Here is a 12,154-nt window from a genome sequence, read left to right as displayed (position 1 = left end):
CTCGAAGTTACGTCAACTGGAGGGGTCATGGAGGGGACGCCGACCGGATTCCCGCGCGAGGCCGTGGCCACCCGCCTGCTTGCCGCCTCGGTGCGCACCAGCTACGACCCCGTCGTGGACATCGACTGGTCGGCGCCCCACGTGCCCGGGGCGTACTGGATGCCGCCGCAGCGCAGCAGCCTCTACGGCACGCCGCTGTGGGAGGGGCTGATCGAGGAGCAGCGGGTCGAGCTGACCAAGCACGAGGTGGCCAGCGCGGCGAGCGCGGGGCTGTGGTTCGAGACGATCCTCATGCAGATGCTCATCCGGCACTACTACGACGCCGACCCGACCAGCCGGCACGCCCAGTACGCGCTCACCGAGGTCGCGGACGAGTGCCGGCACTCCATCATGTTCGGTCGGCTCATCGAGGCCATGGGCTGCCCGGTCTACCGGGCGGACCCGTTCGACCACCTGCTCGGGCGCTGGCTCAAGGCCACCGCCACCGGCCCGCGGATGTACGCGGCCATCCTCATCGCCGAGGAGATCCTCGACGCGTTCCAGCGGGAGGCCATGGCCGACGAGTCGATCCAGCCGCTGATCCGGATGGTGTCCCGGATCCACGTGGTCGAGGAGGCCCGGCACGTGCGGTTCGCCCGGGACGAGCTGGCCCGTCAGGTCGAGGCCGCCGGTCCGGTGGAGCTGGCCTACGCGCGGGTGGTGATCGGGCGGGCCGCGTACTCGATCACCCGCCGCCTGGTCAATCCGCGGGCGTACGCGGCGGTCGGCATCCCGCCGGCGGCCGGGGTGGCCGCGGCCCGGGCCAATCCGCACTGGCGGGCCACCCTGCGCTGGTCCGCCCAGCGCATCGCCGAGCACCTGACCGAGCTGGGGCTGGTCGCCGGGCCGGGGCGGCTACTCTGGCGCCGCGCCGGCCTCATCGGGGACTGACCGGCGACGGCCCGCCCGGGGAGGGCCGCCGCCGGTCGCGCCGTCAGGACGTGGGGAAGTTGTCCGGGGTGCGGATGCGGTTGCGCATGAAGTTCCCCGACTCGGTGAGCACCGAGGTGCCCGCGTAGGTGCCGCCCGCGCAGGTGCCCGGCCGGAAGGCCGCGCTGCCCTCGCTCGCGTCGGAGTACGTCCAGTTCGCGTAGCTGATCTTCAGCTGGTCCAGCAGGTCGAGCCAGGCCGTGCTGCTGGCCGTGTCGACCGCGCCGTCACCGGTGTAGGTCACCGTGCCGAACTCGGTGACGAACAGCGGCAGCCGGGAGGCCGCGCGCTGCACCTCGTTGCGGTAGCTGTCCTTGTGCGACGCGGCGTAGAAGTGGAACGTGTACATGATGTTGTCGGCCCGGACCGGGTTGTTGACGACCTCGTCGGAGTTGCCGCCCTCCGACACGCCCAGCGACGACCAGCCCCGGGTGCCGACGATGACCACGGCGTCCGGGTCGTTGGCCCGGATCACCGGGATGACCTGCTCGGCGTAGTTCCTGATGGTCGACCAGCTCACGCCGTTCGGCTCGTTGGTGATCTCGTAGATCACGTTGTTCTTCGCGGCGTTGCGGGCCGACACCGCGGCGAAGAAGGTCTTCGCGCGGTCCAGGTTGTACATCGGGTCACCCGGGGTCAGCGTGTGGAAGTCGACCAGCGCGTACAGGCCGCGCGCCTCCGCCTTGTCCACGAGGCTGTTGACCTGGTTCGTGAAGCCGGTCGGGTTGGTCTCGTAGCCCTGCTCCTGCACGTACATCGAGATGCGGAACAGGTCGGCCTGCCAGTCCTTGGCCAGCGCGTCGAGCGAGGCGTCGTTGTAGCAGTTGGCGAACCACTGCAACCCGTGGGAACTCATGCCGCGCAGCTGGATCGGCCGCCCGTACCGGTTGCAGAGGTTGACCCCGCAGACCCGCAGCTGGCCGTTGATCGCCACGGGCGTGGTGCCGGTGGGTGGCGGCGTCGTGGGTGGCGGGGTGGTCGGGGGCGGCGTGGTGGGTGGGGGAGTGGTGGGCGTGGTCCCGCCGGTGCAGGCGGTGCCGTTCAGGGTGAACGCGGTAGGGGCCGGGTTGGCGCCGGTCCAGGAGCCGTTGAAGCCGACGGTGGTGCTCGCGCCGGTGCCGAGGGAGCCGTTGTAGCTCATGCTCTGTGCGGTGACCGCGCTGCCGCTCTGCTGCCAGGTCGCCGACCAGCCCTGAACGACCCGCTGCCCGGCGTCGGGGAAGACGAAGCCGAGGGTCCAGTTGTTCACCGGGTCGCCGAGGTTCTTCACCGTGACCGTGGCGGTGAAGCCGCCCTGCCAGGAGTTGGTGGTGTAGGTGACGGCGCAGCCGGTCGCCGCCATCGCGTTCGTCGACGGCAGCACGGCCGTCGCGGCCAGGGCGAGCGCACCGGCGGCGCCGCCCACGAGGAGGTGCCGCCGGGACGGGCGGGGGATCGAGAACATGCGGGATCGTCCCATCTGGTGGGTGGTGGTTGGACGGTGCCCGTCGTGAACTCGCCCGGAAAGTCCGACGTGGCAGCCTCGGGAGCGCTCCCACGCCGAGGGTAGAGGCGGACGCCGATCCGTGCAACAGATCAGCGCCCGCGCCGCCGCCCGGAGTGCAGCCGCAGCGCGTTGCACACGTCGAACACCCCGGACACGTCCCAGGCCAGCTCACCGGCCGCCCGGCGGGTCTCCGCGTCGGCCACCAGCCCGGCCAGGATCACCACCCGGTTCTGCACCGTGACGGTGATCTGCTGCCGCCGGGTGGTCCAGTCGACGCTCAACCGCTGCGCCACCAGGGCGGCCAGCCGCACGTCCTCGCCGTCGGGCGCCGGCCCGTCCCCGGCGAACGGGAAGTCGGGGTACGGCCAGGGCATCACCATGTGTCGGGCTCCTTCTGCTCGTTCACGTTTCCCGGTCGGGCGGCTCAGGCCGGGCGCGGGCCGGACGCCCCGCTCGTGGCCCGGGTGCGGCTGTCGAAGACCGGGAAGACCCCGTCCAGCCGCATGGTGTGCAGCACGGTGAGCACGAACCGGGACGGCGCCACCAGGCAGAGCCGCCGGCCGTCCTGCCGGCTGTCCTGGTGGGCGCGGACCAGCAGCCCGAGCCCGGCCGAGTCGATCACCTCGACCTCGGTGAGGTCGACGAGCACCCGCTCGCCGACCGTGACGGCCTCGTCCAGCGCCCGGCGTACCCGTTCGACGGGGTCCGCCTCGGGGACGGGCGGCGCCCCACCGACGTCGTCCAGGTCGTCGACACCGAGACCGTCGTCGTCCACCACGGCCCGCACACTGCACCGTGGGCAGTGGTGCGGCCCGGAGGCGAACGGCGAGCCGACCCAGTCGTTCTCGAACACCAGCGTCCAGACCACCTCGGCGTCCGGCAGGGTGCAGCCGGTGCCGGTGACGCTGTCACCGCAGCCGTCGCAGATGAGCATCATCAGGTGCTCCGCCGGTACGACAGTCACGATCCCTCCCTCCGCCGCGCGCCCGGTCGGGGCGGCGGTTCCTTCCCGGCCGGCGCACGCCCCGCGGTCAGGACGGCGAGCACGACCGCGACGGCGGCGAACCCGGACTGCACGACCAGGGGCCACACCTCCGGCTCGGCGGGCCCGGTGTCCACGAGGCCCACGACGATCGCGCCGAGCAGCGCGGCGGCGACCCCGAGCGCGAGGGTCAGCCAGACCGGCGCGGCCGTGCGTCCCGGCACGACCAACCGACCCACGGTGCCGACGGCGAGCCCCACCACGAGCGCCCCGACCAACGTGCTGCCGTTCACCGTGCCTCCCCGTCCGCTCCGGCTCCCCACTCTGCGGAGCGACATTGGAGGTCGCCGCGCGGTTCCATGACAGTTGTGTGACAAAAGCCGGGAACGGCTGACACGGTTGGGTGACTCGTGGGTGGCCCGTCATGATGCGCATATGACGGCCGTACTGGTGATCGAGGACGACGACCGCATCCGGCTGGCCCTGCTGCTCGCGTTGGAGGAGGAGGGCTATTCCGCGTACGGGGCGGCGACCGCCGAGGAGGGCCTGCGCCGGCAGCGGGAGAGTCCCGCCGACCACGTGCTGGTCGACCTCATGCTGCCCGGCCTCGACGGGTTCGAGTGCATCCGCCAGTTGCGCCGCGACGACGACGTCCCGATCGTGGTGGTCAGCGCCCGCGACGACACCCACGACATCGTCGCCGCGCTGGAGGCCGGGGCCGACGACTACGTGGTCAAGCCCGTGGCGATCAAGGAGCTGTCGGCCCGGCTGCGGGCCCTGCGCCGGCGCGGCCGGGTCGTGACGGCCGGCGTCCCCGCCCAGGTCTTCGGGGACCTGGAGATCAGCGCCGAGGCCGGCGAGGTCCGCCGCGCCGGCCGGCCCGTCGCCGTCACCCGCACCGAGTTCCGGCTGCTCTGCGAGCTGGCCGAGCACGCCGGCCGGGTGCTGTCCCGGCAGCAGTTGCTGCGCCGGGTCTGGGGCTACGAGACCGGCGACGAGCGGCTGGTCGACGTGCACGTGGGCCGGCTGCGGCAGAAGATCGAGCCGGATCCGGCGAACCCGCGGCACCTCGTCACCCTCCGCGGCCTCGGCTACAAGCTCCAGCGATGACCCGCCTCGGACTGCGCGCCCGGGTCACCGCCGCGTTCGCCGTCGGCGCGTTGCTGCTCGCCGCCGTGATGGCCCTCTTCTCGTACGACCTGACCCGCCGCTCGCTGCTCGAGGAGCGGGAGCGCACGGCCGTCCGGGCCGCGTACTACGACGCCGCGGTGGTCCGCTCCGGGCTGGACACCGGCACCCCGGACGTGGTGGCGGTGCTGCGGTCCCTGGACACCGGCAGCAGCCGCCGGCCGCTGCTGCACCTGCGCGGCGGCTGGTACGCCCGCACCGCCGACGTCGGCGCCGGCTCGGTCCCGGTGGAGTTGCAACGCCTGGTCGCCGCCGGCCAGCCGGCCGTGCAGCGGGTGCGCGTGGACGGGCAGCCGACCCTGCTGGTCGGCGTCCCGCTCGCCGGCGAGTTGGGCTACTACGAGCTGACCTCGCTGCGGGAGGTCGAGGAGACCTTCCAGGTGGTCGGGCTGGCGCTGACCGCCGTGGCGATCATGGTCGCCGGGGCCGGCGCCGCCCTCGGCTGGTACGCGACACGGCACAGCGTCCGGCCGCTCACCGCGGTCGCCGACGCCGCCGAGCGGATCGCCGCCGGCGACTTCGCCACCCGGCTCGACCCCACCACCGACCCCGACCTGACCCGGCTCTCCACCTCGTTCAACCACATGGTCGACCAGGTGGTGCGGCGGATCGAGCGGGACCGCCGGTTCGCCGCCGACGTCAGCCACGAGCTGCGCTCCCCGTTGCAGACGCTGGCCGCCGCCGCGAGCGTGCTGACCCGCCGCCGGGAGCACCAGGACGAGCGCACCGCCACCGCGGCGGGACTCGTCGCCGACGAGGTGGCCCGGTTCCAGCGCCTGGTGGACGACCTGATCCAGCTGGCCCGCACCGAACAGCCCGCGCACCGCGACACGGTCGACGTGGCCGGGCTGGCCCGGGCCGCCTGCCGGGAACGGTCGGTGCCGGAGAGCCTCGTCCAGGTGGCCGAGGGCACACCGGCCCGGTGGCGGGTCGACCGGCGCCGGTTCGAGCAGATCCTGTTGAACCTGCTCGACAACGCCGTGCGCTACGGCGGCGGTCCGGTCGCCGTACGCCTCGACATGCGCGACGGGATCGGCGTGCTCGACGTCGACGACGACGGGCCGGGCGTGCCGGAGGCCGACCGGGAGGTCATCTTCGACCGCTTCGTCCGCGGCCGGGCGGCCCACGCACGGGCCGGCACGGACGGCACCGGCCTGGGCCTGGCCCTGGTGGCCCAGCACGCCGCCGCGCACGGCGGGCACGCGGCGGTGGTGGACCGGGAGCGTGGGGCCCGGTTCCGGGTCGAGCTGCCGGGGGCCGGCGGATGAGCCGGCGACTGCTCCCGGTGCTGCTGGCCGCGACGCTGCTCGGCGGCTGCGGGGTGCCGGTCGACGACGAGCCCCGCGTGGTGCAGGCCCCGCCCGGGAGCCTCCCGACGCCGGCGGGCACGGCGACGGCCGACCCGGCCGGGCGGATGGTGGAGCCGCTCTGCTTCGTCCGGGACGACGGGCTGGCGGCGGTCACCCGCCGCGTCGACGGCCTGCCCGGCGTGGACGAGCACCTCCAGCACCTGCTGGCCGGCCCGGACGGCACGGAGCGGGACCGCGGGCTGGCCACCGCGCTGCCCGGCACGGTGGCGGTGGCCGGGGCCACCCTCACCGGCACGGTGGCCACCGTCGACGTGCGGCAGGCCGGCGAGGAGACCGGCCGCAACGACGAGGTCCTGGCGTTCGGGCAGATCGTCTGCACGCTGACCCAGCGTCCCGACGTGGACAGCGTCGCGTTCCGCCGGGACGGGCAGCCGCTGGAGGTGCCGAGAGCCGACGGCAACCTGTCCTCGTTGCCGCTCACCGCCGCCGACTACCGGCCGCTGTTGCACCGCTGACGACCGTCCGTGGCCCGGCTCACCGCTGATTTGTCCGATCATGGGTGAAATATCCATCGTCCGTTCGGTTGATTAGGCGGCAACCTTTGGTCTAGGGTGGCTGGCACGACCGGTGCTCGGGAGGCACCCGTTCTCCTCAGGACAGGAAGGCCAGCATGACCACGACGACCATCGCGCCGACGACGACCAGCGAGGTTCACCGCGCGGCGGTGACCGGCGAGGAGACCCGCGCCAGCCAGCTGATCGCCGCACTGGCCGAGCTGCCCGAGGGCCACCCGGAGCGGCCGGCGCTGCGCAACCAGGTCATCGAGGCCTGGCTGCCGCTGGCCAACCACCTCGCCGCCCGCTACAGCGGCCGCGGCGAGCCGGCCGGCGACCTCGCCCAGACGGCGGCCCTCGGCCTGATCAAGGCGGTGGACCGGTTCGATGCCTCCCGGGGCGTGGACTTCGCCGGCTTCGCCATCCCGACCATCCTCGGCGAGATCAAGCGGCACTTCCGCGACCGCACCTGGAACATCCGGGTCCCGCGCCGCCTCCAGGAGCTGCGGCTGCGCATCTCCGAGGCGAACAGCACGCTGACCCAGACCCTCAACCGGGCCCCGACGGTCGCCGACATCGCCAGCCACCTCGACGTCACCGAGGAAGAGGTGCTCGAGGGCCTGGAGGGCGCCCGCGCCTACAACGCCGTCTCGCTCTCCACCCCGATCGGCGACGGCGACAGCGCCACCGAGCTGGGCGACACCCTCGGCACCGAGGACAACGAGTACGAGCTGGCCGAGCTGCGCGCCTCGCTGGGCCCGGCGCTCGCCACCCTCGACGAGCGCGAGCAGAAGATCCTCACCCTGCGCTTCTACGGCAACCTGACCCAGAGCGAGATCGCCGCCCGGGTCGGGGTGTCCCAGATGCACGTGTCCCGGCTGCTCGCCCGCGCGCTGACCAAGCTGCGCGGCCAGCTCACCGAGGCCTGATCCACCCCGGGCGGACGTCCGCCCGAGTCGTTCCTCCCGGTTCCCGCGAGCGCTGCCGCCTCGCCCCGGTCCCACGCACCGCCACCGACTCCCCTCGGTGGCGGTGCGTCTTTCGCTCCACCCGCCCCGCCGCCCAGCGCGCCGGGGCGGGCCTGTGCATACTTGCGCGGATGCAATCGTTGCCGCGGCGGTCCGCCGCGCGGCTGTGACAGAGGCGGTAGTGGTGGTCGATCAGACGATCCCGCGGCGACGCGACACGGCTCCGGCGGCCGGGGCCCCGGTGGCCGACCCGGATCTCCGCCAGCTGTTGGCCGGTCTCACCGCGGTCCGGGACGGCGACTTCGGCACCCGGCTGCCGGAGGACGCCGACGGGCTGCTCGGCGAGATCGCCACCGTCTTCAACGGCATGGTCGATCAGCTCTCCCTGTTCACCTCCGAGGTCACCCGGGTGGCCCGGGAGGTCGGCACCGAGGGGCAGCTCGGCGGCCAGGCCGACGTGCCGGGCGTGTCGGGCACCTGGAAGGACCTGACCGACTCGGTCAACGCGATGGCCGGCAACCTGACCGACCAGGTCCGGGACATCGCCGAGGTGGCCACGGCGGTGGCCCGGGGCGACCTGTCGCAGAAGATCACCGTCGACGTGCGCGGCGAGATCCTGGAGCTGAAGGTGACCATCAACACGATGGTGGACCAGCTCTCCTCGTTCGCGGACGAGGTGACCCGGGTGGCCCGGGAGGTCGGCAGCGAGGGCCGGCTGGGCGGCCAGGCCGAGGTGCCCGGCGTCGCCGGCACCTGGCGCGACCTCACCGACTCCGTGAACTTCATGGCCGGCAACCTGACCAGCCAGGTCCGCAACATCGCCCAGGTCACCACGGCGGTGGCCCGCGGCGACCTCTCCCAGAAGATCACCGTCGACGCCCGGGGCGAGATCCTGGAGCTCAAGAGCACCATCAACACGATGGTGGACCAGCTTTCCTCGTTCGCCGACGAGGTGACCCGGGTCGCCCGGGAGGTCGGCACCGACGGCCGGCTCGGCGGTCAGGCCCAGGTGAGCGGCGTGGCCGGCACCTGGCGCGACCTCACCGACTCGGTGAACTCGATGGCCGTCAACCTCACCGACCAGGTGCGCAGCATCGCCCAGGTCGCCACCGCCGTGGCCCGGGGCGACCTGTCCCAGAAGATCACCGTCACCGCGCACGGCGAGATCCTGGAGCTGAAGAACACCATCAACACGATGGTGGACCAGCTCTCCTCGTTCGCCGACGAGGTGACAAGGGTCGCCCGGGAGGTCGGCACCGAGGGCCGCCTCGGCGGCCAGGCCGACGTCAAGGGCGTGTCGGGCACCTGGAAGGACCTCACCGAGTCGGTGAACGTCATGGCGGACAACCTCACCGCCCAGGTCCGCAGCATCGCGGAGGTCACCACCGCGGTCGCCAAGGGCGACCTCACGCAGAAGATCCGGGTGGACGCCCGGGGCGAGATCCTCGCCCTGAAGGAGACCATCAACACGATGGTCGACCAGCTCTCGGCGTTCGCCGACGAGGTGACCCGAGTGGCCCGCGAGGTGGGCACCGAGGGCCGCCTCGGCGGCCAGGCCCGGGTCTCCAACGTGGCGGGCACCTGGAAGGACCTGACCGACAACGTCAACGAGATGGCGAACAACCTGACCAACCAGGTGCGGTCGATCGCGCTCGTCGCCACCGCCGTCGCGCAGGGCGACCTGAGTCGGCAGATCACCGTCGAGGCCAAGGGCGAGGTCGCCGTGCTGGCCCAGACCATCAACACGATGGTGGGCACGCTCAGCGCGTTCGCCGACGAGGTGACCCGGGTGGCCCGCGAGGTCGGCACCGAGGGGCAGCTGGGCGGCCAGGCCCGGGTGCCGAACGTGGCGGGCACCTGGAAGGACCTGACCGACAACGTCAACTCGATGGCGAACAACCTCACCGGCCAGGTCCGCAACATCGCCCAGGTGACCACCGCGGTGGCACAGGGCGACCTGACCAAGAAGATCGACGTGGACGCCCGCGGCGAGATCCTGGAGCTGAAGACCACCATCAACACGATGGTCGACCAGCTCTCCAGCTTCGCCGCCGAGGTGACCCGGGTGGCCCGCGAGGTCGGCAGCGAGGGCCGCCTCGGCGGCCAGGCCGAGGTGGAGGGCGTCTCCGGCACCTGGAAGCGGCTCACCGAGAACGTCAACGAGCTGGCCGGGAACCTGACCCGGCAGGTGCGGGCCATCGCCGAGGTGACCAGCGCGGTCGCCACCGGCGACCTCACCCGCTCGATCACTGTCGACGCCTCCGGCGAGGTCGCCGAGCTGAAGGACAACATCAACTCCATGGTGGAGTCGCTGCGCGAGACCACCCGGACCAACCAGGAACAGGACTGGCTCAAGACCAACCTGGCCCGCATCTCCGGCCTCATGCAGGGCCACCGGGACCTCGAGGTCGTCGCCGGTCTGGTCATGAACGAGCTGGCCCCGCTGGTCTCCGCGCAGCTCGGCACGTTCCTGCTGGTCGACGACGGCGGCGACGGCCGGGGCCTGCGGGTGGTCGGCGGTTACGGCCACGACGCGACCCGCCGCCGGTACGCCCTGGGCGACTCGCTGGTCGGGCAGGCCGCCCTGAGCAAGCGGGCCATCGTGGTGGACGCCGTGCCGGCCGACTACGTCACCGTCTCGTCGAGCCTGGGCGCGGCCGTGCCGCTGCACCTCGTGGTGCTGCCGATCCTCTTCGAGGACCAGGTCCTCGGCGTCATCGAGCTGGCCGGCATGGGCCGGTTCACCGAGATCCAGCGGGACTTCCTCGACCAGCTCACCGAGACCATCGGCGTCAACGTCAACACGATCGTGGCCAACGCCCGCACCGACGTGCTGCTGACCGAGTCGCAGCGGCTGGCGGCCGAACTCCAGGCCCGCTCGGAGGAGCTGCAGGCCCGCTCCGAGGAACTCCAGAGCTCCAACGCCGAACTGGAGGAGAAGGCCGCCCTGCTGGCCCGGCAGAACCACGACATCGAGACGAAGAACTCCGAGATCGAGCAGGCCCGCCAGGAGCTGGAGACCCGCGCCCAGCAGCTCGCGCTCGCCTCGAAGTACAAGTCGGAGTTCCTGGCCAACATGAGCCACGAGCTGCGTACGCCGCTGAACTCGCTGCTCATCCTCGCCCAGCTGCTGGCCCAGAACCCCAACCGCAACCTCACCCCGAAGCAGGTCGAGTACGCCACCGTCATCCACTCGGCCGGCGCGGACCTGCTCCAGCTCATCAACGACATCCTCGACCTGTCCAAGGTCGAGGCCGGCAAGATGGACATCAACCCGGAGACGTTCGAGCTGTCCACGCTGCGCGACTACGTCGACGCCACGTTCCGCCCGCTCACCACTCCGCGCGGGCTGGAGCTGGACCTCGTCACCGGCCCGGACGTGCCGGCCCGGCTGCACACCGACGAGCAGCGGCTGCGGCAGGTGTTGCGCAACCTGGTCTCCAACGCCGTCAAGTTCACCGAGAAGGGCCGGGTGCAGCTGCGCATCGAGCGGGCCCGCCCGGACGAGCTGCCGGCCGATATGCCGGCGGCCGACACGGTCATCGCGTTCCGGGTCGTCGACACCGGAATCGGCATCGCCGAGCAGCACCTGACCGCCATCTTCGACGCGTTCCAGCAGGCCGACGGCACCACCAGCCGGCGGTACGGGGGCACCGGCCTGGGCCTGTCCATCAGCCGGGAGATCGCCCGGCTGCTCGGCGGGCAGATCACCGCGGAGAGCGTCCTGGGCCAGGGCAGCACGTTCACCCTCTACCTGCCGGCCACGGCCACCGCGCCGCTGCCCGACGCCGGCGTGGCCGTACCGGCCACGGCGACCGCGACTCCGGTCGAGTCGGAGGCCCAGCGGTGGGTGGAGCGGCAGCAGCGCCGGGTGCTGGTGCTGGAGGCGCACGAGAAGGGCCTGCTCACCCTGCTGGCCCGTGGCGTGGCTGCGGAGACCGGCGGGCCGGTCGAGGTGTCCACCGCGGTGGACGTCGACGAGGCGGTCGACACGCTCGCCCGGCACCGCCACCACCTGCTCGTGGTGCAGCTCGACCCGGCCGACGAGCACGGCACGGCCCTGCTCCGGGCGCTGCACGAGCACCCCGGCCTGCGCGGCCTGCCGGTGCTGGCGTACCACGGTCAGCCGCTCGCGGGCGGGCAGGACGCCCTGCTCCAGGGGCTGGCCGCGGACCGCCCGCTGGAGATCCTCGGCAGCCTGGACGAGCTGCGCGAGCGCATCGTGCTGCACCTGACCGCGGACAACCCGGAGCGGGTGCCGTCGTTCGCGGCGCCGACCACCGACCGCAGCCCGGTCGGCGACCCGGTCGCCCGCGAGCTGTCCGGCCGCAAGGTTCTGGTGGTGGACGACGACGCCCGCAACGTCTTCGCCCTCACCAACATCCTCGAACTGCACGGCATGGACGTGGTCTACGCGGAGAACGGCCGCAAGGGCGTCGAGACGCTGATGCGGCACGACGACATCGACCTGGTGCTGATGGACGTGATGATGCCGGAGATGGACGGCTACGCGGCCACCGCCGCGATCCGCGCCATGCCCCGCTACGCGGACCTGCCGATCATCGCGGTGACCGCGAAGGCGATGCGCGGGGACCGGGAGAAGAGCCTCTCCTCCGGCGCCAGCGACTACGTCACGAAGCCGGTCGACGCGGAGGACCTGCTCACCTGCATCCACCGCTGGCTGACCAACTGACGCA

The 12,154-nt window shown here is 72.5% G+C and carries 10 protein-coding genes; 6 read left to right on the top strand and 4 right to left on the bottom strand.

The annotated features are described in order from the left end of the window. Window positions 1-27 precede the first annotated feature (27 nt). Window positions 28-930 (top strand): AurF N-oxygenase family protein, encoded by a 903-nt coding sequence (locus tag GA0070603_RS06555; protein WP_091308642.1) that lies wholly within the window; start codon window positions 28-30, stop codon window positions 928-930. Window positions 931-973: 43 nt separating this feature from the next. On the opposite strand, the gene GA0070603_RS06550 is transcribed toward GA0070603_RS06555, so the two are convergent. The 4 genes from GA0070603_RS06550 to GA0070603_RS06535 all read right to left on the bottom strand — a co-directional run bounded on the left by GA0070603_RS06550 (window position 974) and on the right by GA0070603_RS06535 (window position 3,730). Then, on the bottom strand, window positions 974-2,413 hold the full coding sequence (locus GA0070603_RS06550) for a cellulase family glycosylhydrolase (RefSeq protein WP_091308639.1): 1,440 nt from the start codon (window positions 2,411-2,413) through the stop codon (window positions 974-976). Between the two features lie 131 nt (window positions 2,414-2,544). Next, the gene (locus tag GA0070603_RS06545) at window positions 2,545-2,835 is read right to left on the bottom strand and encodes a BON domain-containing protein (protein WP_091308636.1); all 291 of its coding nucleotides are present in this window, start codon (window positions 2,833-2,835) and stop codon (window positions 2,545-2,547) included. A gap of 44 nt (window positions 2,836-2,879) precedes the next feature. Next, a complete protein-coding gene (locus GA0070603_RS06540) occupies window positions 2,880-3,419 on the bottom strand; it encodes an STAS domain-containing protein (RefSeq protein WP_091308634.1) in 540 nt (179 codons plus the stop codon). Further along, window positions 3,416-3,730, bottom strand: a complete 315-nt coding sequence (locus GA0070603_RS06535; RefSeq protein WP_091308631.1) for a hypothetical protein — start codon at window positions 3,728-3,730, stop codon at window positions 3,416-3,418. Before GA0070603_RS06535 ends, GA0070603_RS06540 begins: the two co-directional genes overlap by 4 nt. A gap of 142 nt (window positions 3,731-3,872) precedes the next feature. On the opposite strand from GA0070603_RS06535, the gene GA0070603_RS06530 reads away from it, so the two are divergent. The 5 genes from GA0070603_RS06530 (at window position 3,873) to GA0070603_RS06510 (ending at window position 12,150) form a co-directional block, all read left to right on the top strand. Then, window positions 3,873-4,547, top strand: coding sequence for a response regulator transcription factor (locus GA0070603_RS06530; RefSeq protein WP_091308627.1), 675 nt, complete (start codon window positions 3,873-3,875; stop codon window positions 4,545-4,547). Beyond that, a complete protein-coding gene (locus GA0070603_RS06525) occupies window positions 4,544-5,893 on the top strand; it encodes a sensor histidine kinase (protein WP_091308624.1) in 1,350 nt (449 codons plus the stop codon). The genes GA0070603_RS06530 and GA0070603_RS06525 overlap by 4 nt, the downstream gene beginning before the upstream one ends. Continuing rightward, window positions 5,890-6,450 carry a GerMN domain-containing protein gene (locus GA0070603_RS06520; protein WP_091308620.1) on the top strand — a complete coding sequence of 187 codons (561 nt, stop codon included), beginning with the start codon at window positions 5,890-5,892 and terminating at the stop codon, window positions 6,448-6,450. Before GA0070603_RS06525 ends, GA0070603_RS06520 begins: the two co-directional genes overlap by 4 nt. 155 nt (window positions 6,451-6,605) lie before the next feature. Further along, the gene (locus GA0070603_RS06515; RefSeq protein ID WP_091308617.1) at window positions 6,606-7,418 is read left to right on the top strand and encodes a SigB/SigF/SigG family RNA polymerase sigma factor; all 813 of its coding nucleotides are present in this window, start codon (window positions 6,606-6,608) and stop codon (window positions 7,416-7,418) included. Window positions 7,419-7,641: 223 nt separating this feature from the next. Further along, a complete protein-coding gene (locus tag GA0070603_RS06510) occupies window positions 7,642-12,150 on the top strand; it encodes a HAMP domain-containing protein (protein WP_244282437.1) in 4,509 nt (1,502 codons plus the stop codon). Window positions 12,151-12,154 lie beyond the last annotated feature (4 nt).

The organism is Micromonospora chersina, from assembly GCF_900091475.1.
In the GTDB taxonomy this organism is placed as follows: Bacteria; Actinomycetota; Actinomycetes; order Mycobacteriales; family Micromonosporaceae; genus Micromonospora; species Micromonospora chersina.
This window is presented reverse-complemented; position numbering and strand designations above follow the sequence as displayed.